At 62.1% G+C, this 23308-nt stretch carries 24 protein-coding genes and 4 tRNA genes; 17 read left to right on the forward strand and 11 right to left on the reverse strand.

The window, feature by feature from the left end; translation table 11 throughout:
* Positions 1–87 precede the first annotated feature (87 nt).
* Together A5775_RS16475 and A5775_RS16480 are read right to left on the reverse strand one after the other, a co-directional pair.
* Positions 88–381 (reverse strand): hypothetical protein, encoded by a 294-nt coding sequence (locus tag A5775_RS16475; protein ID WP_067254519.1) that lies wholly within the window; start codon positions 379–381, stop codon positions 88–90.
* 29 nt (positions 382–410) lie between these two features.
* Positions 411–809, reverse strand: a complete 399-nt coding sequence (locus A5775_RS16480; RefSeq protein WP_067254524.1) for a hypothetical protein — start codon at positions 807–809, stop codon at positions 411–413.
* 257 nt (positions 810–1066) lie between these two features.
* On the opposite strand from A5775_RS16480, the gene A5775_RS16485 reads away from it, so the two are divergent.
* The 9 genes from A5775_RS16485 to A5775_RS16525 all read left to right on the forward strand — a co-directional run bounded on the left by A5775_RS16485 (position 1067) and on the right by A5775_RS16525 (position 8981).
* Positions 1067–2218: a site-specific integrase gene (locus tag A5775_RS16485; RefSeq protein WP_067254527.1), complete on the forward strand. Its 1152-nt coding sequence runs from the start codon at positions 1067–1069 to the stop codon at positions 2216–2218.
* Between the two features lie 193 nt (positions 2219–2411).
* Positions 2412–2630: an AlpA family transcriptional regulator gene (locus tag A5775_RS16490; protein ID WP_231995199.1), complete on the forward strand. Its 219-nt coding sequence runs from the start codon at positions 2412–2414 to the stop codon at positions 2628–2630.
* Positions 2631–3149: 519 nt separating this feature from the next.
* Positions 3150–4472, forward strand: a complete 1323-nt coding sequence (locus A5775_RS16495) for an AAA family ATPase (protein WP_067254534.1) — start codon at positions 3150–3152, stop codon at positions 4470–4472.
* Between the two features lie 258 nt (positions 4473–4730).
* Complete coding sequence (locus tag A5775_RS25475) at positions 4731–4898, forward strand: hypothetical protein (RefSeq protein WP_156660728.1); 168 nt, start codon at positions 4731–4733, stop codon at positions 4896–4898.
* Between the two features lie 406 nt (positions 4899–5304).
* Positions 5305–5472: a hypothetical protein gene (locus tag A5775_RS25480; RefSeq protein WP_156660729.1), complete on the forward strand. Its 168-nt coding sequence runs from the start codon at positions 5305–5307 to the stop codon at positions 5470–5472.
* Positions 5469–6317 carry a hypothetical protein gene (locus A5775_RS16510; RefSeq protein ID WP_067254548.1) on the forward strand — a complete coding sequence of 283 codons (849 nt, stop codon included), beginning with the start codon at positions 5469–5471 and terminating at the stop codon, positions 6315–6317. The genes A5775_RS25480 and A5775_RS16510 overlap by 4 nt, the downstream gene beginning before the upstream one ends.
* Before the next feature lie 531 nt (positions 6318–6848).
* On the forward strand, positions 6849–7712 hold the full coding sequence (locus A5775_RS16515) for a hypothetical protein (RefSeq protein WP_067254551.1): 864 nt from the start codon (positions 6849–6851) through the stop codon (positions 7710–7712).
* A 46-nt stretch (positions 7713–7758) separates the two neighbouring features.
* Entirely contained in the window at positions 7759–8196 is a 438-nt protein-coding gene (locus A5775_RS16520) for a hypothetical protein (RefSeq protein WP_156660730.1), read from the forward strand.
* An 8-nt stretch (positions 8197–8204) separates the two neighbouring features.
* The gene (locus A5775_RS16525) at positions 8205–8981 is read left to right on the forward strand and encodes a hypothetical protein (protein WP_067254558.1); all 777 of its coding nucleotides are present in this window, start codon (positions 8205–8207) and stop codon (positions 8979–8981) included.
* Here A5775_RS16525 and A5775_RS25895 read toward each other — a convergent pair.
* The 8 genes from A5775_RS25895 to A5775_RS16550 form a co-directional block, all read right to left on the reverse strand.
* Positions 8913–11093, reverse strand: a complete 2181-nt coding sequence (locus A5775_RS25895) for a helix-turn-helix domain-containing protein (RefSeq protein WP_231995200.1) — start codon at positions 11091–11093, stop codon at positions 8913–8915. The two genes, A5775_RS16525 and A5775_RS25895, sit on opposite strands and share 69 nt — an antisense overlap.
* A 612-nt stretch (positions 11094–11705) precedes the next feature.
* A complete protein-coding gene (locus A5775_RS26270) occupies positions 11706–12005 on the reverse strand; it encodes a DUF732 domain-containing protein (protein WP_369827882.1) in 300 nt (99 codons plus the stop codon).
* A 143-nt stretch (positions 12006–12148) separates the two neighbouring features.
* On the reverse strand, positions 12149–12733 hold the full coding sequence (locus A5775_RS16540; RefSeq protein ID WP_067254565.1) for a hypothetical protein: 585 nt from the start codon (positions 12731–12733) through the stop codon (positions 12149–12151).
* A gap of 44 nt (positions 12734–12777) precedes the next feature.
* A complete protein-coding gene (locus A5775_RS16545) occupies positions 12778–12975 on the reverse strand; it encodes an excisionase family DNA-binding protein (RefSeq protein ID WP_067254569.1) in 198 nt (65 codons plus the stop codon).
* 74 nt (positions 12976–13049) lie between these two features.
* The gene (locus A5775_RS25485) at positions 13050–13214 is read right to left on the reverse strand and encodes a hypothetical protein (protein ID WP_156660731.1); all 165 of its coding nucleotides are present in this window, start codon (positions 13212–13214) and stop codon (positions 13050–13052) included.
* Between the two features lie 35 nt (positions 13215–13249).
* Complete coding sequence (locus tag A5775_RS25490) at positions 13250–13402, reverse strand: hypothetical protein (protein ID WP_156660732.1); 153 nt, start codon at positions 13400–13402, stop codon at positions 13250–13252.
* Positions 13402–13752, reverse strand: coding sequence for a hypothetical protein (locus tag A5775_RS25495; protein ID WP_156660733.1), 351 nt, complete (start codon positions 13750–13752; stop codon positions 13402–13404). The genes A5775_RS25490 and A5775_RS25495 overlap by 1 nt, the downstream gene beginning before the upstream one ends.
* Before the next feature lie 262 nt (positions 13753–14014).
* Positions 14015–14086, reverse strand: a tRNA-Val gene (locus A5775_RS16550).
* Between the two features lie 182 nt (positions 14087–14268).
* Between A5775_RS16550 and A5775_RS16555 the strand changes: the two genes are divergently transcribed.
* The 4 genes from A5775_RS16555 to A5775_RS26275 all read left to right on the forward strand — a co-directional run bounded on the left by A5775_RS16555 (position 14269) and on the right by A5775_RS26275 (position 14934).
* Positions 14269–14341, forward strand: a tRNA-Gly gene (locus A5775_RS16555).
* A gap of 28 nt (positions 14342–14369) precedes the next feature.
* Positions 14370–14443: transfer RNA gene (locus tag A5775_RS16560), tRNA-Cys, on the forward strand.
* Positions 14444–14458: 15 nt separating this feature from the next.
* Positions 14459–14533, forward strand: a tRNA-Val gene (locus A5775_RS16565).
* A gap of 146 nt (positions 14534–14679) precedes the next feature.
* Entirely contained in the window at positions 14680–14934 is a 255-nt protein-coding gene (locus A5775_RS26275) for a helix-turn-helix domain-containing protein (RefSeq protein WP_369827879.1), read from the forward strand.
* A 922-nt stretch (positions 14935–15856) separates the two neighbouring features.
* On the opposite strand, the gene A5775_RS16575 is transcribed toward A5775_RS26275, so the two are convergent.
* Positions 15857–17500 carry a DNA methyltransferase gene (locus A5775_RS16575; RefSeq protein ID WP_369827880.1) on the reverse strand — a complete coding sequence of 548 codons (1644 nt, stop codon included), beginning with the start codon at positions 17498–17500 and terminating at the stop codon, positions 15857–15859.
* 59 nt (positions 17501–17559) lie between these two features.
* On the opposite strand from A5775_RS16575, the gene A5775_RS16580 reads away from it, so the two are divergent.
* The 4 genes from A5775_RS16580 (at position 17560) to A5775_RS16595 (ending at position 23241) form a co-directional block, all read left to right on the forward strand.
* A complete protein-coding gene (locus tag A5775_RS16580) occupies positions 17560–18954 on the forward strand; it encodes a tyrosine-type recombinase/integrase (protein ID WP_231995201.1) in 1395 nt (464 codons plus the stop codon).
* Entirely contained in the window at positions 18951–20765 is a 1815-nt protein-coding gene (locus A5775_RS16585) for a hypothetical protein (protein ID WP_067254581.1), read from the forward strand. Before A5775_RS16580 ends, A5775_RS16585 begins: the two co-directional genes overlap by 4 nt.
* Positions 20766–20974: 209 nt before the next feature.
* Positions 20975–22828, forward strand: coding sequence for a hypothetical protein (locus tag A5775_RS16590; RefSeq protein WP_231995202.1), 1854 nt, complete (start codon positions 20975–20977; stop codon positions 22826–22828).
* Positions 22825–23241 (forward strand): hypothetical protein, encoded by a 417-nt coding sequence (locus A5775_RS16595; RefSeq protein ID WP_067254589.1) that lies wholly within the window; start codon positions 22825–22827, stop codon positions 23239–23241. Before A5775_RS16590 ends, A5775_RS16595 begins: the two co-directional genes overlap by 4 nt.
* The last annotated feature ends 67 nt before the right edge of the window (positions 23242–23308 follow it).

Below are 23308 nucleotides of genomic sequence, written 5' to 3' on the forward strand. Positions count from 1 at the left end.
CGATTCCTCTCGGGTCGGCGCCGCCGCGGATTCGCCGCGGCGCAACCCCGCTACTGTAGCGCTTACAGTATCCGCGGGGACGGCCGCCTACACGTACGGCAGCGTGACCGTCTCGGCGGTCGCGGACGCATCGGCGACCACCGTGGCGTGTTTGGCCTGCAGGGCGGACGTGGCGTCTCCCACCGGCTTGTCGCAGAATCGGCAGAGCGTCGTGAAGTTCGGCTGCTCGTCTTCGTCGGGCCAGAACCGGCGCGGCCCCACCTGGGCCCCCGGGTCGAACTGCACCGCCTGATGCGGGGCGTCTTTGAGGATCCTGCCGGCGGGATGGCCCTGCGGGCATTCGAGTTTGAGCATGCCGATGCCCTCTTGATTGCCGGCCATGGTTCACAGTCCTCTCTGGTGCGCGCTTGTCATTGCAGGATCCGCGCGAGCTTGCGCCAGCGCCGATGCCGGTGGCGAAACATCAGCCGGACGAAGGCGCGGGTCGCCAGCCCATGCAGGCCATCGTCGGTTTCGATCTCGTCGGTGTAGCGGCAGCTGCGCTCGTCGATGGGTTCGAACGTCAGCCTGTGATTCCAGGTACGGACGGGTCCGCCGTGCTCGTTGGTGTAGATCTCGGTCGGCTCGAGTCGCTTGATGGTGAGGTGATGCGTCCAGGCCGGGATTACGCCGAACCACCAGAACCGCGCCGATCCCTGCGTACCGACCTCGATGCGCTCGGGCACATCGAGCCGGTAGATCCGCAGCACTGGGCTCAGCACGTGCCGCATCAGCTCGGGTTTGCGCGCCAACGCCGACGCGGTCTCCACCGGGATCGGCAGCTCGGTAGTTAGGGTTACCTTACTCACGCTGTTATCGTGGCCCAGCGGGTGCGTTCAGGCAAGGGCAGTGGTCCCGGCTGGGATCGAATCAGCCGACATCGGATCCCCTCCACCACGAATTGACCTGCCGAAATAGGCCGTCTAGCTGCGCTTACATGCGATCTATGTGATATACAACAGTAGACCCAAGATGACTGGAATAGTACACCAGATCGCCACACAGATAGCACGAAAGGCCGCTCGAGATGGTAGGGAAAAAGGGCCGCCGCGGCTGGGGCTGGATCCGACGCCTCCCCTCCAAGCGGTATCAGGCCTCCTACGTCGGGGACGACCTGCAGCGCCACACGGCGCCCACCACCTTCACCGCCCGCATGGATGCGGAGCACTGGCTGGCCAAGGAACGGCGGCTAATCGAACGTGACGAATGGACCCCGCCGGCCACCCGGGCCGCTGCCAAGCACGCGAAGGCCACCACAGTCGGCGAATACGCGAAGACATGGATAAAGCACCGGAACATCAAACCTCGCACCAGATTGCACTACACCGCGATTTTCGAGGGCCACATCGAGCCCACTCTGGGCAAGATTGCGCTCAAGGTGCTGACCCCCGAAGCCATCCGGGCGTGGCACGCCAACACCCTCGTCGATAGGCCTACATACAGAGCGCACTGCTACCAGCTGTTGCATGCGATCTGCGGGACCGCGGTCACGGATGGCCTCCTGCCGTCCAATCCGTGCCAGATCGCACGGGCCTCGAGCTCCCGCAGTAAGCGGCGCCCGCAGATCCTGACCATTGCAGAGCTGACCACGTTGGCCGACACCATCGAACCGCCGGAGTACCGAACCCTGGTGTTGATATCGGCCTGGTGTGGGCTGCGGTGGGGTGAGGTGTCCGAACTACGCAGACGCGACGTCGGCGCGGCCGCGGAAACGATCACTGTTGCCCGAGCGGTCACTCACCGCGGCGGTTGCCGTGTTGACACCCCGAAGTCCGGGCAGAGCCGCATCGTTGTCGTGCCGCCACACATCAGATCGGACATCATTGCCCACCTACGTGACCACGTCGCCAAGCCGGCGGATTCCCTGCTGTTCTCCCCCGTCCGCGGGGGCTGCCACCTCTCAGACAGGACATTCCGTCACCACTTCAACCCGGCAGTGAAAACCCTTGGCCGCGAATCGGTTCGGATTCACGACTTACGGCACTTCGCCGGAAGTCAAACGGCCCGTGTAGGCAACCTGATCGAAACCATGTCCAGGCTGGGGCACTCCACCCCATCAGCATCACTGCGGTATCAGTCACTCGTCGATGGCCGGGATGTCGCTGTGGCGGATGCACTTTCAGCACTGGCGATTGGCGACACGCCCGACAACGGACAAGACGGCACCCAAAAGGACTAGCGAGTACTGTGACGGCAAGGCAGGTTAGGAACATCTGCCTGAACATGTCGGCCCCTGGCGGGCCACCTGCGTAAGCCCTGGCGGCGAGAAGCAGCGTACAGCGCCCTGGCGGCGTGGCACCGAGAGCGTACGTAGGCCCTGGCGGCTGAAGTGATGCGGTTCGGGTTCTTCAGCCACGTAGTCAGGAAGAACTGTGTCTCAATCTCTCTCGCGGGCAGAAGTGCTCGCTCAGAAACAAGCTGTCGATCTAAAGCAAGCCGCGGATTACCTCGGCATCTGCGTGAAGTCAGTGCGCCGGCGAATCGCCGACGGTGACCTTCCAGCGTTCAAAATCCGTGGTACACGCAGCATCCGCGTCTACCTGCACGACTTGGATGCGATGAAGCAGCCGGTCGGCGGTGGTGCGGTGTGAGAAACCAAAAAGAAAAGCGCCCCGCCGCAAACGAGGCGCCTTCCACAACACACCACTGCAAATATTCTAGCTGCCCGCCGCGGTGTAGGCGCTGCAAGCGCCGTCTATTCACCGCCACGTCTGTTCGGCGTGGGTGCGGCTGGCGCTGCGCAGCACACCTCCGGGCCGATGGGGTGGCAGCATGAAGGCCCGCGGGCCTTCAATCGTGTGGGTGCCCTGCACCCGGGCGTCTGCGCCGCAAGACCGGGCCTCACAGGCCGCCCGCCGCCGTGCCGCCGCGGCTCGCAGTGTTCCCTTGGACTGTGGCTGTGGCTGCCGGGACCCTTGGATTTGCCGTTGCACCCAGCCGCCGCTGTCCGGGCACGTAATTGATGGCTGGCGTGACGCCGCGGAACACGTTCTCGCGACAGGTCAAACGCCGTTGATCCCTTTAGAAGTCAGACGCGCACTCTGGCGCCGCGGCGGCCATGACCGTCAGCTTGCCGAACTGCTGCACGACGCTTGCAACGGAGCAATCGCATGATGACCGAACCGACTACAGTCCACTTGACAAGGCTGGCTGATGTTGAGCCCGAGCGCGTCGCGTGGCTGTGGCCCGGCCGCATCCCGGTCGGGAAACTGGTAACCCTCGACGGTGATCCTGGCCTCGGGAAATCCACACTGGCCCTGGCTATCGCGGCCACCGTAACGCGCGGTGGCCGATGGCCAGACGGCGCAATCTGCGCGTATCCCGGCGCAGTGCTGCTCATGTCAGCAGAAGACGGGCTGGCCGACACCGTGCGGCCTCGTTGCGACGCCGCCGACGCCGACGTGTCACAGGTGCATTCGATCGAAGGTGTACCGATCGTCGATGAGGACGGTGAGCGAACGCTACGGCCACCGAATCTGGCCGACATCGCGGCGATCGAGGACGCGATCACCCGTACAGGAGCCCGCCTCCTGGTGATTGACGTGGTGATGGCGTACCTGCCGACCGGCACCGACTCGCACAAGGACCAGGACATCAGGAGGGTGCTGTCCAGGTTGGCGGCCATAGCCGACCGGACGGGCTGCACGATCCTCCTGCTGCGCCATCTGAATAAAGCCAAGGGTGGCGACCCGCTTTATCGGGGTGGCGGGTCTATCGGAATTGTCGGCGCCGCGCGCGCGGGAATGCTCGTAGCCCCGGACCCTGACGACCCAGAACGTCGGGTTCTCGCGGCCGTCAAATCGAACCTCGGCCCTGCCCCCGAGTCGCTGGCGTACCGTCTCGTCGCGGCCGGCGACCACGGAGTGGCCCGCGTTCAATGGGAGGGCGGCACCGCGCACACCGCACGGACACTGCTGGCGGACCACAACGATGGGGACGACGACGATCGCCGCGAAGTCGACCACTGGCTGAAGGCGTACCTGCAAGAGGATGGCGGAGCTGCCAACGCCCGCGACGTCATCCGCGATGGCAAACTCGCCGGCTTCTCCGAGGACATTCTGAAGAAGGCCCGCAAACGCCTGAAGCTGAAGACGAACCGGCATGGTTTCGGTAAGGGCTCCACCGTGGTCTGGTCCATAGGTGCCCGCATAGATGCAATAGAAGCCAGCTCTCAAAACACGGCATCTATGCCACCTATGGCGGCACCTATGCAGAGCGAGCCCCACCCGCCAGACCCGCCGCCGGGCGCTTCGACGCCTGCCATACCCGGCATGACGGACCGAGTTCGCGCCGCGGTAGCAAACGCCAGTAACGGCCACCAACCGCCGAAGTGCTCCGTCTGCGGCGGGTCACTCGACCCGACCAACCCATGGGGGATCTGTGCCGAGTGCCGCCTGATTGAACCCGGGGAAGACGAAGAGGCAGCCTCGTGAACCGCCAAGAACGGCGGGCCGCCCACAAGCGCGCACCCGCCTGCATCCGCGCCTTCGCCTCCGCCTACCGCTGTCCCGACTGCGCCAGCGAAACCGCGACGCCATACATGGACGCACACGGGATCTGGCGCCTTGAGGTGCGCCACGACGGCACATGCCCGACCTACCGGCGGCTGTTGGCCGAAGGACGGGCGTCATGAGGCGCATCCTGCTGTGTGAATACCGGGACGGTGGAACCCCGCAGACGGTGCAGACACCATGCCCGCCGACTGGATGCTCCGCGGCGCCAAGCGCAGCCTGCACGCGCGCAACGCCACCGGTGACGCCGCCGCAACCGTCAACCTCGCCTACCTGGCCGCCAGGGATTGGGGCGCGCGCATCGACTTCGACGAGACAGCCGGCCAGATGTGGGCGGTGCTCGAATGAATAGCCCAAGCCCACCCGTCCAGCAGCTCGGCGCCGCGGTGCTGCTCCAAGGCCAAGCCGTAGTTGATGCCTACTACCTCGTCTCTACCGGCATCCGCGCCGCAGCACGCAACGGATACCCGACAAGCAGATTTGAGGCCATCCAAACAGCAATCCAATCCGCCTTCATGTCGTCACGGCGACACGACGACGTCGCTTCCGTTGCGTTGCAGTCACACTCAAACCGTGATGACGAGTGCCCGGTCGACCCCATCGGCACCGCTGAGGCAGCCGCTCTCCTCGGCCTTAGCGTTCGTAGCTGTCAGCGACTGGCCAAGCAAGGGCTCGGGCGCCGAGTCGGACACCAATGGGTCCTCGACCGGGGTCTCGTCATCGCCGAAGCACAACGGCGAAAGGACCAGCAGCCATGACCACACCTAAACCCCCAGATGACGCTTATCCGGCTGCCTGGACACCGCCGCATGTACGAGAGATGCAGGCCGTCAGCCAGGCCGTCGAGCAGTACATCGCGGCCTTGCCCGCCGACGAGTTCAACGATTTGGTCGCCCGCACCCGCCCAGGAGGCCCCCGATGATCATCAACCCGTTACTGACCGACGTCACCCACGCCCGCCGTCTCATAGCCGCCGTCACAGACTGCGGTGTGCAGCCGCCCGAGTCACTCACTTCGGTGCTTGAAGGCTTGGACGCTTTGACAGAATTATCGGCGCCGGCTGATCCGACCCAGGCATTGATCCGCGGTGCTCTCGACGGGGGACCTGCCAAGGCGGAAAAGATGCTGGCGGACTACGCGGTCGCCAAGCTCGCCGCCGAGGAACGCAAGAATCTCCGCGGCAGACTCGACCCGGAATTCCTGAAGGAGTTCTGTGACCGCCTAGAAGCCGGCGGAGCCGACGCCATCCTCGACGCGCTGCGCCCGCAATTCGACACGGCGGCCAAGGCAATCGCCGACGCCGCCGCCAAGGTTGATGTCACCGCCCCCGCAGCAGCGTTAATGGACACCGCCGACCCAGACCAACTGGTCGCGTGGCAGTCAGTGATACCAGCAATCGACACGCTCGACCAGATCGCCTCTGTGGCATCCCAGTTCGGACCACAAGCACAGTCGTTCGTTCTTGTCGACCGACCACACGGCATCGAGTTCGGTTGGGCGAGGAACGAAGCGGTGATGTGCTCGGCCGGCAGCTTGCTCCAAGACTCGCGGGCATTCGCGACTGCCGGTACCGACGTCCGCAAATCAGCCTGGCTCCGAGTCGCGCCACGACTCAACACGATCGCCGAAGCACGCGAACGAGTCCGCGAATACTCCGAGCAGGCATGGTCATCGATGAATGGACAAGCCAAACGCGGCCGAGTCCTCGAAAACGGCTCCGTGGTATGGGATGAAACCCGCAACCCGTTCGCCACAGCAGAGCGATAAACCCCATGGCAAGCAGACAATCCCGCAAGAACAAAGAACTCCGCGAACAACTACGAAGAAGGCCACAGCAGTGAGCCGACCAGTGACCAGGGCACCCGGGGCCAGACTCCGACCCGAAATCTCTCCCGCACCGGTAGGACATAGCTCCTCGGTCTGCGTACGGGTTTTGAAGCCCGATTCGGCCAACCAACCGCACTCAAGTCTTCCATTTGGGAGAGGTGGTCGGCGCTGGTGAGGAGTGGTCGGCTGAAGACGTGGGTGTGCACGGTGGCGTGCGGTTGGTGTGGGGCGTTCGTCCCTGAGACGGAGCCGGCGTTGGTGTTCTAACGCCTGCCGGATGAGATCGTTCCGCGCGCATAGGACGTAAGGAGTTAGGAGAAAACATGACCGAGGCAAGTGATTCGTCGAGTTCGGCGCCGACGCCAACACGTCAGGAGGCCGTTGCGTCCGCTGCGGTTCCCGCAGTGTTCGCTGACGTTGGCCTCGGTGAGCATTGCAAGGCATTCGATTTCGGAGATGAAGGAAACAACTATGGCTGATCTGTACGACGGATATTCCAACCCAGGCGATCCCGGCGGCGGCCGCGACGCCACCAAGTTTTATGCATACGACGCCAAGCAGCACGCCGATGCGATCAACGCCAACACCCATGCTCGGCCATCGTCCGACACCTATGCCAATCGCCCCGCCGCGGTCTCTACCAATCAGGGCGCGATCTATTTCTGCACCGACAACGGCGTCACCTACCGGAGCAACGGCACCAACTGGGTCAAGGTCCGCATCAGCGACTCGTGTGACACCATGGTCGACGTCCCGACCACAGGATGGACCGCGGCCGGGATGCCTGTCGGCGGATCATGGGCGTCCGATAAGGACGCCATGCTGCTCACCATGCCCGTGCAGGCCAGCTGGGCATACCAACACCGGGCCTATCCCACACCGCCATTCACGCTCACCACGTACTTGGGTGTGGTGCCTGGAACATTTTTGGGTGGTACACAGAGCGTCTATACCGGGATTGTGATATCTGATGGTACGAAGCTGATCACCCTCGGGCCTGCTTGGTCGAATCCGGCAGCGGGGTCTCCTTGGCCGGACACTCGTGGCATCTACGCGGCCGCTGCGAAATGGTCTAGTGCCAGCGCGTTATCAGGTGCCATGCAAACCAACTATGCCCCGGTAAGCCAGTTGGGGAAGCTGCCTAACTGGTATCGGATCGCTGATGACGGCACCAACCGAAGCGTCCAGTGGTCGCTTGACGGGATCGACTGGTACACCTACCAATCCGAAGCCCGGAACACGTTCCTGACTGCGACCCGCATCGGGATCGGCGCCTACAACAACGGCAACGAAGCGGTATCGATGCGGGTGCGCAGCTGGAACGGCGTCGCATAATTCGGGATAAGCCTGTTCGAATTGTGGTTGAGAGAGGACGCACACAGTGGCTGAAATATGGACAGAAGTAGTCAGGCCGCCGGGCGCGGACCCCGCTACTCCATACAACCTGGAAGATACGATTGCATGCGATCCCGAGGGGACCCTGCTATTCATCAAGGGGATGTCGCACGGCGAGCTTCTTATGAACAACAGGGTGATAACGCCTTCCGGAGCCGCGCTGCTGTGGGGAATCTCTTTCGGTGAGCGCGACAAGATCACCGAAGCACTCGCTTCTGAATCCGTACCGCTGGAATGGGTGCAGGCTGGCACACGTCGTACCAAGGAAGCCGCAGCCCAGGCCGGCGGAACCATCGATGACCTCCTTATTACGACCCTCGAATATTGGGCGCGCAAAGATTACGGCGGGCGGCTGGAAGAACGGTACGACGGCAGCATTCACTTAGTCCGTGAAGAACAAGACGATTCGCCCGAGAATCAGTAGCTGGCACCATGGACTTGCCGGCACCGCCGCCCTGGATGGCCGGCCTGACCTCGTTGCATCATCCGCGGGCCAAAGGCCTTGATGGACAACAGCCCTCCCTCGCCGCATGCGCCTGGGTTAAGGGCAAGCCCGTCTTCAGCATCGATCAGCGGAAGTTGCGAACCCTCGCTCTGCGGCGCCGCTGCTGGTGTTGCGGCTACCCACTCGACGGTCCCGGCTATGTGATCGTCACCGAACCAGACGTGACGAACCGTTACGGGGCCCTCCACACCAGCGGCTCCGGGCCGGTACACCGCAGCTGTGCCTTGTACTCAGCCGCCGTATGCCCATTCTTGAAATATGGAAAGTCACGCCGTCGCGTCACCGGCCGTGCCCAACGAGGCGCACTGTCCCTCAACGGCTTCCGTAACTACGCAGTCGTCTTCCCGCCCGACCCACGGATCTTCATGTTGTTCGGCTACTACAACGCCACCGAGACGGTCCAGCTCACCAACCGGGCGCATGTCGCCGACCTATACGAGCAAGCCGTAAGCGCCGACGCTGCAACCGGTTTCACCACGACACCACGCCTGTGGTGGACGGATTCACCCGGCGATTTGCGACGCCTCAACGCCGAATGGACGGAAGCCTGGCAGACGTTACAAGCCTGGGCCCAGACGTGGGTCCTGACAGTCGCCGACCGCACCTACCGCGGGCATGGTTTGAGCGAAGGAGACCTACAGTTTCAACCACTGTTGGCTTCCCAAGCTGCGCAGCAGCCTGGAGACCAGGGCCCGGACGACTGATTCGGGGGATTGCTTCAGCTCGGCCCCCGATGCCGTTACTGCACGTTCGTAAGTGTCGGCCGCGTACGGTTCACCATAGTCGGCCATTATTTGTAGAGACCTCGCGTGAGAGCCGGCGCCGCGTAACCCGTTGACTATCAACCCAATACGCCAGGACCCGGAGAATTCAAACCTTTCCGACACGACGGCAGACAATCGGACCAGTAGGTCAGTGTGGCCAATGATGAGTTCCTCGAAGACGCTGCCTTGTCCGCGCCGGTCCTCGAGAATAGTGCGGTTCGATGCCAGTGTTAGCCTGCCGGTTTCGTTGAACACCGCTTCAGCTGCTGAGCCGGTGCCGGCGAAACGCCCCGAGTGCATACCCGTCGTCACTGCCAAGCCTCCCGGTCTGCGTACAACCGTCGTCGATTCAAATAGAGACGGCGAGAACTGTTGACGCTCGACTTTTGACGCGGCGCGTACAAGCTCCAGTGCTACTCGATGCGAACCATCGTGCTCGGACAGTGGCTCCAGTAGATTCTCGCGGGCCCCGAGCGGATCGGCAATCAACAGCATCATTTCCCGCGACTCTTCGGGGTATGCGTCGAAGATTGCGGCAAGCTCGGTCCGAGCATCGGCCAAAATGTTGTGCTGCACCGCAAGTCGTTGTTCGTGCAACCGCAGAACCTCGGCGTGGGAGAGAACGCGATTGGTTTTGTCACCACGGCCGTAGTACTTCCCATCTGCCATAAGCGGAGCGCGCGGCGAGACTGGTATTTCAACGACTACGTATCCTTTGCCGAATTCGGTCGAGTCAATGACTGTGGTCGTTACCATGGCGGGCTCATCGACGCGGGTTGCCGCTATCTGCTCGATCCGCTCTGCAAGGCCCGCGAGATCCACCGGGTATAGGGAGACTGCGGAAGTACCTTCATCGACGCCGATGATGACAATCCCGCCATCGAGCGAGAACGCAGCGATGTCCTTCGCTATGTCCCTGTTCGATGATTCGCTGCGGACAAGCTCCCTCTTGAGGTCCAACTTGTGGCTCTCATTCAAGATGCCATTAGCCGCTGCGGCACGAAGCTGTTCCTCAGTCCGTGGAGGCCAGCCGGGTGCTGTCATCTGCCGGTCCCGGTCTGCGTTATGCACCCGTCTCGGTTCGCCACTCCGCCTCCTCGCTGAACACGTCTTCAGCCGCGTCGACCAACTCATCATGAACTCTGTGCGTTCTTCGTTACTAATGCTGTCGTCGCGAAGCAACGTGATCAGACGCGGAACGTCGGGATGAGAAACGAACGCCGACCAGCGCGAAGAGGCCTCCCGGCTCCGGCCGGGGATAACTTTTGTGAAGTGATTGACCATCTGGGGCACGGCTGACTCATTGAGCGTGAGGTTGTAAACCAGCTCCGAGTTGACTTCGTCGAACTTGCGCCGGTCCACCTCCGTGGCGGCGACGGCCGGACGTACATATTGCCTTTCGGTCGTAATCACGTGGAAACCCAAGTGCTGCGCCATGCGCCGAGTGGTGTAATGGGCTTTTCTGCATACTAAGACAGGGAACACCACCAACTCTGGGTTTGCCATTCGCAGCATGGCGGACTTGAACAGGAGCTGATACAGCTCCTGAGTCTGCGGATAGATCCACTGCCGAAGGTTTTTCACCTCGATCGTCACCAACACGGGAGACTGCGGAAGACCCCCGGGCCCCAGGCCGCTGTAGAAGGCCGCGTTGTCCATTCGTCCACCCGGCACCGGGGCACCAGCGATCATCGCTACTTCGCCACCCTCTGGCCGCAGCGGTATGTATCCGCCGGGCGCAGCATCCATAAGCGACGCATGAACCACCCGCTCGAGAGCAGCCGGAACCGGTGCCGCACCCCACTCGTTGACCGAATTGCTCCAACTCAGAAATCTTGCATGCAACAGCCGCTTGCGACCAGCTGCCCTCTGAGCAACTTTCGTCGGGTCAGAGAGCAAATAAGTACTCACAGACTGGCCGCCACGCGTCGTCTCGACGTGCCGTTCGATGACGCGCGCCGCGAGGAGGCGATTGCGGGCGGTCGTCAAGTGATGAGGATCGATCGTATGTGGAACGCCCGAAAACTTGCGGTCTGCGAGCTTGGCCTCCATGCCAGGCTGTGTCGCGGCATGCTCCGATTCCAGTAGCAGGTGGACAGCGTCCGTCGCCCAGCTTCGCCACTGCTCGGCGCTCGCAACGACCGGCACCCGAGAGACTCCTATATATCGGCGCGCACTTCAGGTGAAATGCCCACCCGCCGATCTACCACCCTTCCGCCGCCGAAGCCAGCTTTTTAGGTTATCCCGGCAGCCTGGACTCATAGCTCGCATCAACCGGGCGAATTATCGAGGCCAAAAAAGTACGGCCTGCACACCGAACGCGTCAATCCCCCAGCGTTGTGAGCCGGTTCCCCGCATTAGGGTCACATACAGATCTCTGAGCAAGTCAATGGGACGACTTGGCTCCCGGTGGTCGGCGCAGTGACACCCAAGCTCACGACAAGCGCGGGCATGAGTTTCTTTCCCCTGGTCATAGGCGTCAGCAGAGTTGTCCGCCAGCCCCGACGCACGTGAATCCGATCGGCGTGCATCCTGTTGTCGGCACCGCGACACCGAATGCCAGGACAAGTGCAAGAAGAAGTTTCTTTCCGCAGTTCATGGGCTGGAGAGCGTACGCCCGGCAGCGGCGGTGAAGTCGCTTTCACGTTAATTTGCCGGAGAGGACTAGGAGTGTGGCGCGTCTGGGCAGAGTTCGCGCTGCGCCACTTCGACGATCCGCTGATTCCACATCCACCCGTTGAATCCTAGCTGGCCGGCGACTTGATCGGGCGGCACGTGGGCTCGCAGCAGTCGGCAGGCCGAATCTCCGCGCTGTAAAAGGAACGCTTGACTGTTCATCGGGTTGATCGGAACTCCTGCTGCTGCCAACCCGTCTAGGTAGCTTTGATCATCGGCCGCGGCAGGGGTGGCGAACATGACCGCGGCGGCGCCGCAGAGCGCCACAGCAAATAAGCGAGCCATCATTCCGTGAGTGTCGCGCAAATTGGCCGTAGATGTAGGCCGATTCAAGTGTTCAGGGCCGGAAGTCGTGTTGAAATCCGGGCTGGCTGACTAGGAACCGGCGGCTAGGCCCCACGGAGCCGAAGCCGCTATCTCAGACAAAGAAGTCATGCTTGTTCTGTGGGGCGAACGGTGAAGCGGTAGATGTAGTAATCGGACATTTCACTCGGGACGTACTCGGCTTCGTAGGTCGCGAGGCCACGCCTGACCAACGCCTCTATCGTCTTCCGCTCGCGGCCGTCAGACACAACTGTGCCTTCTCGCCGCAGCCGTTCTAGAAGGCGCAGCTGTGTCGGCGACAGCTCCGGCAGCCCCGCAATCACTTCCGGGGTTTCCGGGTACACCTTGCGGAAATAGCTAGGAAGCGCATGCGGACCTTCCGGCGGAGGCGGCTTCTCACCACCTGCGGGCGGACCGGGCCTCCTGCCTCTTTGGTGCATCAGCCAGGACCTCCTGGTCACGCCACCCGGATAGGTTTCGGGCTCACGCACAGGGACCGTCATCGATTCGATCGCGGCCATGATTTGTTGTTCGGTCATGGCCCAGCGGTTGCTGCGGCGCAGTCCCGCGTACGTTCCGTTGGCCAGCCGAGTGCGTAACCAATCGCGCGGCACCCGCAGAAGTGCCGCTGCTTCCGCCAGCGTGTAAATGCGTGGTATCGGAGTTGCGTCGTCTTCGTCGTTCTCGCCCACCTCCCAGACTCTAGGTTCGGCCCGGCCGGATGGACGTTGCCCCCTCAAAGGCGCTTGTACCCCTTGGGTTCCCATGGCCGGGACAGCAGCCAGTCGTCAATATCGGCGGCGGTGAGGCGGTATTCGCGGCCGGTGCCGATCGCGTACGCCTTGAGGTCACCGCCCTTGACTGCCTCACGGATGGTGAAAGTTCCGACCGTGGCGTACTCGGCGGCCATTTGAACGGTGAGCCATTGGGTCATGCCGACGAATGTAGTTCGGCGACGAAGGGCGCGGCCCCCTGGACATCTAGCTGGATCCAAGGGGCCGCCGCCGTCTACAACGGCATCACCTCATCGCGGACGAGCCTAAGAACCGGCGCCGTGTGACCGGCCAGCACACGGGTGTGCGCCGGGCGCAGCAACGCGATCAACGACGACAATTCAGCCGTGGTCAGGTCCTCGAGGCCAACTTCATCGGTGATCCGGGAAACCTCCCACATGCACCGCTCTCGCCGACTGGTTGTGCTACATGCGGTCATCGCACCCACCTGTCCAAGCCGTCCGCAAGTTGGTGCAGGTCAGTCGATTCCGGCAGCTCGAGCATCCGGCGAACTTCTGGCGCACCGTGCCGCCTGACCAGCTCGTCGATCAATTCCCGGGCCGTGAAGTCACCGATGGCCGTCCTCATCAGTCGGTCCACCGATCGAGCTCAGCTGCAGCGTCGAGAAGGGCCGCGGCTAGCTCGCGCGCCTGGTCGCTGTTGAGCGGGCCGTCGCTGTCAGCGCCGCCGACGATGACTTCGATCTCGTCGTCGAGACTGCCGTCGCTGTATTGGATCGCGCGCAACGACACTGAAGCATCGTGATCAGTGACGAGGTGGCGGGGGGTGTAGTAGATGAGCCGCCACTCGCGCGTCTCATCTTCACAGAGAACCCGACCGGGCTCCCATTGGTGCGGGGCATCGAAACCGGGCGGTGGATCGGGTAGCTGGACAGTTGGTTGCGGAGTGACTGCGGTGGTTGCGCGGTTTTTGCGCATGGGAATACTATCCTCTTGGATTGAACTTGAAACCCTCGGCAAAGGGTTGAGGTTTTACGAAGGCGGTTCCCCGGCAAGGGAGCCGCCTTCAGTCATTTGGACTCGGGTTGGATTACCGCCCAAAAGTGAAGGGGGCCAACCGTTACGGTTGGTCTGAATCCCCAGGGCGGCCCGCGTGGGTACTGATTTTGGATAGCACGCTGAATAACATGCGGTTTGATTGGTGGAGCTAAATACCTGCTCTCACCTGCATTGATACTTGTGGTCCCGGCTGGGATCGAACCAGCGACCTTCCGCGTGTGAAGCGGACGCTCTCCCACTGAGCCACGGGACCGGCGCCTAGATGGCGAACGACGTCGAAGATTAGCACGCGCCAGACCCCGACAATACCGGCCGCATTCGGCCGCAGATACGACGCGCTAGCCTGGACACGGCTCGTACCAAGAAATTTGTATGTGCCCGCTCACGTGGACTATCGTCGTGCTTCGCACCGGGCGACGATCTCGCCCGTGGCGCGCGGATGTAGCGCAGTTGGTAGCGCATCACCTTGCCAAGGTGAGGGTCGCGGGTTCGAATCCCGTCATCCGCTCGAAGGTGCAAGTGGCGTGGACCCCAACGGTGGAGTGGCCGAGTGGTGAGGCAACGGCCTGCAAAGCCGTGCACACGGGTTCGATTCCCGTCTCCACCTCCAGATTTTGGTTCCCCGGCGCGATTAGCTCAGCGGGAGAGCGCTTCCCTGACACGGAAGAGGTCACTGGTTCAATCCCAGTATCGCGCACCAGCATTATTGCAGCTCGGACATGGTACCTAGATCATCTCAACAAACTTCGCGCAATATACGCGCAATTGAGGGTAGTGGCTTCCACGCCCGCGACGTACAACTTATGTACTCGCGACGGGTTGGACCCGAAACGACGTTCGACATCCATGACGGACTTTCCTCAGTGTTGGCTAAAGCATCTAGAAGACTCTGGCGCTGCGTCGACCGTTCGCCCCGCAGCACTGCTGCTAACACGGCCTGAGGCCGCTCGCAGCTTGTCCGTAAGCGTGAGAGAGATCGACAGACTACGCCGACCCGGAAGGCTCTTGGCGAAGATGCACGGGTCGAGGGTGTTGTTCCCATTGACTGAGCTTGAGCGTTATGCCGAGTCCTTACCGTGGGAAGTGGACTTGCGCCCCTGAGCGTGCGTCCTGATTCGCCTTGTGGCACGGCGTAAGTCGCGGACACTACTCGAACAGCTAGTTCGACCGCAGTCACCGCCATGATCGGGGCTGCCGGCAATCGAAGACGCATATAACACGGTTGACCTGCAAATATGAAGTACGAGTCAGCACGGTGCGACATGGGACAATACGAGCTGGAAGGAGTTGTGTGCTGACCGCCGTCAGCACACACCCAAAGCCTGCCGACACCCGTACCCGTGGAGTGACCACCCTGACGAGTAATTCAGATCCGCTCAACGTGCCATTGCACGGAGCCACTGCTAGTGACATCGCTGACCTGACCTCAGTGTTGATAGACATGCAATCGGCGCGTAGATACGCCGAGCTGTACCTAATGCAGTCACCGTTCCCAGCTGGTGACCCCAGAGGCGAGATCAGGCAAGCACTCTGGGCTGCAAGCGTCATCTCGTACCGGCGATTCAACGCAAAAGCGAAGAGTCCCCATAAGAAGGGGCGCCCGCGGTTGGGACTCGCTAAGGATTGGACACAAACTCTCACACCCGAATTGCTTGCCGCGCATCGGAAGATTGATGAGATCGCTAACCGCCATATCGCTCACCGTGTCAATAGCGACATGCAACAGGTCGTCGTCTACGCGAAGCTGGCTTCCCCGCCAAAGCCACCCGAAGTCGTGGATGTGGAAACGAAAACGCAGAATCTCGTCCGCCCCGACCCCGCTCTGGTTCACCACCTCATAACCATCTGTGAACACCTTATTTCAGACACTCGGCGACGGCGAGACGCTCTCCGTGCCAGAGCAGTTGGGTATCTAAACGAGCAAGGTTTATCGCAGGTCTACGGGGGCGAACCGCCAGAGATCTAGAGACAACGGTGCCGCACCTGTAGAGCGATCTGTGGCAAGCGAGGTTCAGGGGTTCGTTTAGGTCGGAGCGTAAATCCCTTTGCCCTCACCAATCCGCTGATTCAATTGCCATATGCGGCTGCGCAGGTCCTCGCGGTTTTGGGCAATCGACAGCGGCCAATGATAAGTGGCGACGACTGCTTCGTCGAGAGCGCGATGCAGCTTTGCGAGATCTTGATAAGCGCCATCGTCTATCAGGTTGTATAGGTCCGTCAGGCCTAGCTGTTCGCTTAGGGCGATTTCACGACGTCGCGCAAGCAGAGCACGCGAGGCCTCCTCTACCGCAGCCTTCTCAGTTGCGGTAGGAGCTGGCCAAGGAAAGGTCTCGTAGGCGGTGGAGGGGGTGAATCGAATCCTTGTCTCGAAGGTCGACGACTCACCCCGCGCCCATGCTTCGAATAGGTATGACGACAGGATCCCCATCGCGTAATCGTCATCGAACGCGAAGACACCCACAAGATTGCTTGGACACCAGTCCTTTTGCGCCCAAGAGACGAACAGCCGCTTGCCGGTCAGGGTCGACACGATGTAGCGATCCAGGTCCTTTAGGGCTTCTCGCATGGGCGGTCTGGGCCAGGCGAATTGCCACCACAGCCGTTCGAAGTGACGCCCTTTACCCTCCCGCTCGGGTCGTACCTTATCTCGAACTACTTTGAGCGACTTGGGGTACTTCGCCGCGCTTTCAAGCGGCATCGTCCCGAAGTCGATAATCCATCGGCTCGGTTCGGAACCGACGACTTCGATGAGGTCGTCCGAGGTTAGGTAGCGACGAACGACGTCACCCTCGCCAGCAGTGATGAAACTTTGAGCAGTTTTCTGGTCAAGTAGAAAGCCCTCGCCAGTGGGTTGGCAGCCAATGAACGCCTTGCCGCCGTTGGCCTTCAGTTTGAACGGCTCGGCGGTCGCCTGCTCTGGCTCAAGTCTCGAATTGATCGCGTCCACCGGGACGCCGTCGAGCGTAAACGACGTTACAGGCTCGGGTGGATTCTTCACCCAGTTGGTAAGCGAGACGTGGACATTGGCCTCGCCTGGCCATTTCTGGGAAGACACGGCGTCTGTAATGACACCGCCGTTCTCTAGGATATAGCGCAGCGACGCCAGCCTGTGCTTGTTCTCGCGCAGAGTGTTCGTTGAGACCAGGCCGGCTCGTTGACCGTCCTTCATCCGCTCATGCGCCAGCCGGAACCAGTATGCGCAGTAGTCGACTACCCCAATGCCGGGGAACGCTTTCTTGAGCTTCTCTAGGTACGCACCGCCTAACTCGCGGCGTATTCGGCGGTCGCCAATGAACGGCGGATTTCCAACGATGCAGTCAACTTCGGGCCACGGTTCGAAGACTGCATCGCCGATTGTGATGCCTGCCAGGTTCACCAAGGGAAGCGGGGTTTCCGACTCTCCATACTTGTCGATCATCTGACGGTGACCCATCCACAGAGTCACTCGCGCAATCAGCACGGCAGCCGGCTGCAATTCTATTCCGTAAAAGTTCGCCAGACGGACGTATGGCAGATCGCCCTTCGGCGCCGGCAATCCGGTGCTTGCTGCAAGTTCCGAGATCCTCTGCTTCGCAACCGATTCGAGTCTGCGAAGCTCACGGTAGGACACATAGAGGAAGTTTCCGCATCCGCACGCTGTTATGCGCTCTCTCTGGGCGTGTCTCACGCACCAGGGTGTCCCCGGCGAATACGGTGGGCCAGATTGGTCAGCGGGGAGGTAACGCGTTGCAGCTGTACTTCGCGGATTGGACCGCCGTTGAGCAAAGCGACTATCAGATCGATGTTGACCCGGCCGACCGGCGGCTAGCCAGCGGCACTCCCGTGCTCGTCGACGACGCGATGCGGCCGATGGAACCGTGGTGTACGTTCCTGCTGCTCTATTGCCAGAATCTTCGGAAGAACTCCGTTCTCGCGTACGCCCGGGACGCGTTGGAGTTCGGACAGTTCGTGGAATCGAGAGGCGTTGGAGTGCTTGATGTCTGCGAGCGTGATCTCGTCGCCTTCCGCAAACACCGTCTCGGTGAGGGCGTGTCGGCGAGATCCTGGTCGAGGCACCTTGTGGTCGTTCGAGCCCTGTTCACCTACCTGTACGAGACTGGACAGCGCGACAGCCTGCCGTGGATTCAGGTCGGGAGCAGGTCGGTCGTCACTCCCAGGACACCGAGCACGGAGATGGACGTCCGAGCACTGTCGCATGCGCAATGGCTTGCCCTGCGCAACATTGGCTTTGGCGGAGAGCTGCCTTCGGGAGAGCTGGACCGCTCCTATCGTGGTCAATCGACCGTCCGGAACGTGTGCGCGGTCGACCTTGCCATAACCACCGGTCTGCGCCTCACCGAGTGGTCGACGCTGCTGGACGCTGAGATCCCGTCTTCGGATGGCGGCGCCTCGGTTGTGGTGGAGGCGTGTGCGAAGAACGCGCGTCGCCGGCGGGTGTATATCCCGTCCGCGACCGTGAAGACCGTTGAACTTTACCGCAGCACAGAACGTAAGGCCCTTGTCCGCAAGGCCCAGAACGCTTTGCGGCGGAAGCTGCCGACGCTGGCGGTAGCCACCAACATCGACCTGGGCGCGGGACAGCTCACATACCGTCATCAAGGGCTCGAGAAGCGCGAGGAGTTCGCTGCGATCCCTCCCGACGTGCGCCGTCTACTGGTCAGAGTCGACGAGGCTGGCTGCATCGAGCCTTTGTCGCTGTTTGTGGGCAAGGGTGGCCGCCCGCCCTCGCAGCGGCGCTGGCATCAATACTTCGAAGAGGCAAACGACCGCCTCGGCGCGTTCACGAACGCGACGCCCACGATGCCTCCCGCGGTCACCCCCCATGACCTGAGACATACGTTCGCTGTGGTCATGCTTCGCAGCCTGCAGCGGCGCGCGATGCAGTTCGAACAGTCCCGTCGCAGAACAGGGGTCGGCACCATCAGCGAACACATCATCCACAATCCGCTCTTGACGCTGCAGCGCCTACTCGGACACGCCAGCCCGTCTACGACGATGGTTTACCTCAGGCATGTCGATGAGTCAGATGAGCTGATACAACGGGCATTTGAATCATGGAGCGACAATACCCGCGACTACGCCACCTACATTTTGGACGAACTTGAGGCACAGTCGTCGTGACGCCCGCTGACCGTGAGCCGCGGATCATCCTCTTCCGGCCTGGCGGGCCGATGAAGTCCGCCCGTATCAGCCCGGGTAACTATGTCGCCACTCGACTCGTCGCCGAGCTTGCCGATGCCTGGAAAGAGAGTGCCGAGAACCTAGACCTCACACCCGGCACGATCTCTCGCCAAGCCGGGGTCATCAGGCGGGTCGGCGAATTCTTCACCGACCGCGCGGACCGGTTTCTCACCCTGTCTGGAGACGGCGCAGAGGTGGCACGGCGACTCCACGACTGGGAATCGGCGATGGTCCTGCGTCATCCACCGCCCAGCGTGCACGCGAAAGACCTCGGCATGGAGTTGCGCAACCACGTCGCCCGATATCTCCAGTCTCACGGGTTATTTGACGGTGTGCTCGCGGAGTGGGCCAGCGCATGGGTCCTGGACGGCAGCTCGTGGGAGGGCTTGCCGCTCGACGAGTTCAGCAACGACGAACGGCTCCAGCTTGAGCAGACATGCCGAACGATCGTGCGTGACACCGAAGAACGACTCGCCCGCGGCCACGCTCTGCTGAAGGCCGGGAGGGATCCCCGCCGCTACGGCTGGGACCGAGTGGAAAATCTCCTGTGGGCTCTTCGGAACCTGCCCTACGACGAATCGTTCCATGTTCATCTGGCCGGGCCGCGTCGTGCGCTGAATGGATGTGACGTCGACCAAGAGTCCGGAGTCAACCGTGATGCCCGTTTGAAGGCCCGCCCGCTGATCACGGCAGTAGGCGCATACCTTGCGCCAGAGGACGAGTATCTTCTCGCGGTTAGAGTGCTGCTCCACCTGCAAACGGGTTGGGCGCCTGAGGAGAGCGGGCGGTTGCTGCGCAGTGACATCGAATTCGGCGAGTCGTCTGTCCGTGTCCGCGCGACCAAGCTACGGGCTCAACGAATCCGTTGGCATACGCTGTCCTCGACGCCACAGGCGCCGTGGGGGTGGAAGGCCGGCGACCTTATTCGGCGCGCCGCAGACGCGATGCAGCACGCCCATGCGCTCAGTCCCGACGAGCCGCTCTTCTGGGTGACAGGGATTCGCTCAGCACGAGACCGGCGCGATGGTGAGTACCCCCAATGCATTATTCGTGCAAGACATTTCGGATGCACCAACACACTCAGTAAGCTGATCGGGCGTTACGGACTGTCAATCAGCGAACCGCACGACATGCGTCGGCTCCGCAAGACGGTAAAGAGCGCGCGGGCCGCGTTGCTGGGTACTCTCAGCGGTGCCGCCGGTGACGACCACTCCGTTGAAGTCTTCCGGGGTCACTACGCCCAGACCACCACGGTTCACACCATTGCGGCGCAGACGGTTCTGCGGGCCCAGTGCAAAGTACTCGAACGCGCATCAAGCGGACCGACGTTTATCGACGCGACGGCCGCCGACGTCGCCGCCGGCCGAAGTGACTCCGATGTGGCTGCCCTCGCCACGTCGGTGGCCGAAGAATCCCCTACCGAGCAGCAGCTGACACTTTCGGCATGCCGAGACCCCTATGATCCGCCGGTCGGCCAGACAGGTTCGTTGTGCCACGCATCGCCGTCACTGTGCCTGCAATGCCGCAACGCGGTCATCTTCCGCGACCATCTGCCGCGTCTCCTCGTGTACCGCGACGTGCTAGATGACATCGAAAAGACCATGCCACCAATACAGTTCAGTGAGTTATACGGCCAGCAACGCGTCAATATCGATGCCGTCCTCACCGAATTCACCACGGACCACATCGAAGCCGCGCGCCAGCAAACCGCGCACCTTCATCGACCGCTCGGGCAAAGGGCTGAACAGTGACCCGCCAACTGACATCACCGATTGCGGCGGCGTGGGACCCACCCTTCGCCCCGGACGAACCCGTCCTGCCCGCAGCGCGTCGTGTCGCGCCCGGTCCCGAACCGCGATTTGGCGACATGCCCCGATGGGATCTGGCCGCGGCCGGAATCGCCCCCAACCTGAGCCCATCTCGTGCGCATCTGCGTTTCGACGACCTCCCCGATGACTGGGTGCCGATCGCCAAGACGCTTGCAATGGCGATGCTGCAACCAACCCACAGCGTCGTTCGCGAAGCGCACGTCTACCGGTCCAACCGACCGTACAAGACCAAGTCGATCCAGCACGCCCTCGCCGAGATCCGATATCTCGCCACATGGGCCGAAACCCGCGGCTACACGGGCGACCTGTCGCGATGGACCGATGACCACAGTGAGGCCTATCTCGCATCGGTTCGCGCCACCCGCGCAGCCACCGCCGAGCATTCCGCGAACGATCTCCTACGCCACCTGGTGGCCTTCGGGTCGCTGATGCAAAACGGTGGTCTGCGGGTACGAGTGGGACGTTCCAGGACTGGCAGCTCGGGTGAGATCAAGACACCGGTCATCCCTCCGGACACATTCTGGCCACTGATTCGTGCCTGCTGGACCTACATCGACGCCTTCGCCCCCGACGTGCTTGCCGCCCGCGACGAAATCGACGCACTGGATGCCCTCCCGCGTCCCGACAAATGGCCGGCGGCACAAACCATCGACCGGGCGATCGACTCCTGGCTCACATCACCCGGCGGCTTCATTCCACTGCACATCTACACGCTTGGCCGCGGAAAAGCCGGTGATATCAATTGGGATGGCCTCGCGTTATGCACCACGCCGCGGATACGGGCAGTCAACTTCTACAACCGTTGCGGACCAGCCCGGCGACAACGAGTGCGTGATGCGATCGCCGCCGGAGTGCCCACCAAATTCGGCTACTCCACCGGTCAAACCACCGTCGTAGACCGCTCAGACGGGACACGCGGACCGTGGATCGAAGGGTTCGACCGGGTCATCGTGAGCAAAGAACTCACTCAGATCCGTAATGCCGCTTACATTTTCGTCGCGATCATGACGATGATGCGTGACAGCGAAGTCCAAGGCATCGCAGCGGGAGCCATCGGTAGCCACTACGGCGCGCCTGCAGTGACCAGCGTCCTCCACAAAGGCCAGACAGGTGCGGGTACAGCGCAGCGCTGGTGGGTAAGCCCACCGGTCGTCCGCGCCCTCGAAGTCGCGGAACGAATCACCCGCGACTCAGGCAGACTGTTCGGCAGCGTCCGCTCCGGCGTCAACCGCGACCTCGCCGGCTTCGACCAACACGAACAGATCCGCTCCTTCATCAAGTGGGTGAACGACCACGCGCCCCACAACGGATTGGAACCAATCCCAGCAACAGCGTTGGCGCCGCATATGTTTCGCCGAACCATGGCCGTCATCACCGCCAACGAACCTGACGGTGAGATCGCACTCGGAATCACCCTCAAGCACAACGCCACCCGCGCACTGGCCAACGCGACCACCACCGGCTACGCGGCACCAACGCCAGAGTGGGCAAAAGAATTCGAACACCATGCCAAGGAAGCCGCCGCCGGCGAACTCGTCGCCGACTGGGCACGCCACGCCGACGGCGAACGAGCAGCACGCGGCCCCGGCGCCACCACATTCGTCAACAGCCTCTCCAACGTCACCGACCGTGCCGAGACCACGACTGCCATCGGCAATGAACGCATGCTCCGAAACCTGCTACGTGATGAATTCACCACCATCCGCCTGGGCACCCTCAACCACTGCCTCGGCGACCCGAGCAAGGCGCTCTGTCTGGAAGGAGCATCCGCTGCGGTCAAGGCCGGCGGTCCTATCCCGAGCATGTGTCAGCCCTCCACCTGCCGAAACTCGGTCATCACCGACAAGCACCTCCCCGTCTGGCAACACGAGGAAACCGATCTCGTCGAGAAACTCAAGGACAAGAACGTGGCTGACATCCACCGCCAGCGACTCGAAACCCAACTCGCCGACGTTCGTCGAATCACCCAGCAAGAGCCCAAATGACCACCGTCAGCCCTGCCACGGAGAAGAAGCTGCGCGACGCCATGCAACGACTCCTCGCCGGCCAGCCAAACCGGACCGACGGGCGGCTCACCAAGGCCAATCTGCATGTTGAGGCCGGTGTCAGCCGTGCCACTATGAATCGCGCCAACGCCATCATCGCCGACTGGAACACCGCTGTCGGCACACAATCCGCCCCGCGTGATTCCCAGATCGTCGAACTGCAGGAGACCATGTCCGAACAGAAGCGAACGATCGCCGCGCTGCGTCAGCGCAACACCGACCTCGAACGCAAGAATCAGGCCGCAGTCACGCTGATCGCCGAACTCCACGTACAGCTGCGCGCAGCTCATGGCGCAGAGCCCCGCGGCACGGTCACACCGCTGCTGGATCGTCAACCGCGGCGACGATGGTGATCGCGAGCCGGCTTCCCGACCTCGGCATAGTGGGTTGAACCCGCAAATACCCGGTCTAAATCGGTTC

It is taken from the genome of Mycobacterium sp. 852002-10029_SCH5224772 (assembly GCF_001667315.1).
Lineage (GTDB): Bacteria > Actinomycetota > Actinomycetes > Mycobacteriales > Mycobacteriaceae > Mycobacterium.

Bases quoted from the DNA above. Each gene is read 5' to 3' on its own strand.
- A5775_RS16475 (WP_067254519.1), bottom strand. From the start codon at position 381: ATGGCCGGCAATCAAGAGGGCATCGGCATGCTCAAACTCGAATGCCCG.
- A5775_RS16485 (WP_067254527.1), top strand. From the start codon at position 1,067: ATGGTAGGGAAAAAGGGCCGCCGCGGCTGGGGCTGGATCCGACGCCTC.
- A5775_RS16495 (WP_067254534.1), top strand. From the start codon at position 3,150: ATGATGACCGAACCGACTACAGTCCACTTGACAAGGCTGGCTGATGTT.
- A5775_RS25475 (WP_156660728.1), top strand. From the start codon at position 4,731: ATGCCCGCCGACTGGATGCTCCGCGGCGCCAAGCGCAGCCTGCACGCG.
- A5775_RS25480 (WP_156660729.1), top strand. From the start codon at position 5,305: ATGACCACACCTAAACCCCCAGATGACGCTTATCCGGCTGCCTGGACA.
- A5775_RS16510 (WP_067254548.1), top strand. From the start codon at position 5,469: ATGATCATCAACCCGTTACTGACCGACGTCACCCACGCCCGCCGTCTC.
- A5775_RS16515 (WP_067254551.1), top strand. From the start codon at position 6,849: ATGGCTGATCTGTACGACGGATATTCCAACCCAGGCGATCCCGGCGGC.
- A5775_RS16525 (WP_067254558.1), top strand. From the start codon at position 8,205: ATGGACTTGCCGGCACCGCCGCCCTGGATGGCCGGCCTGACCTCGTTG.
- A5775_RS25895 (WP_231995200.1), bottom strand. From the start codon at position 11,093: ATGGAGGCCAAGCTCGCAGACCGCAAGTTTTCGGGCGTTCCACATACG.
- A5775_RS26270 (WP_369827882.1), bottom strand. From the start codon at position 12,005: ATGATGGCTCGCTTATTTGCTGTGGCGCTCTGCGGCGCCGCCGCGGTC.
- A5775_RS16545 (WP_067254569.1), bottom strand. From the start codon at position 12,975: ATGACCCAATGGCTCACCGTTCAAATGGCCGCCGAGTACGCCACGGTC.
- A5775_RS25485 (WP_156660731.1), bottom strand. From the start codon at position 13,214: ATGTGGGAGGTTTCCCGGATCACCGATGAAGTTGGCCTCGAGGACCTG.
- A5775_RS25490 (WP_156660732.1), bottom strand. From the start codon at position 13,402: ATGAGGACGGCCATCGGTGACTTCACGGCCCGGGAATTGATCGACGAG.
- A5775_RS25495 (WP_156660733.1), bottom strand. From the start codon at position 13,752: ATGCGCAAAAACCGCGCAACCACCGCAGTCACTCCGCAACCAACTGTC.
- A5775_RS26275 (WP_369827879.1), top strand. From the start codon at position 14,680: ATGACGGACTTTCCTCAGTGTTGGCTAAAGCATCTAGAAGACTCTGGC.
- A5775_RS16595 (WP_067254589.1), top strand. From the start codon at position 22,825: ATGACCACCGTCAGCCCTGCCACGGAGAAGAAGCTGCGCGACGCCATG.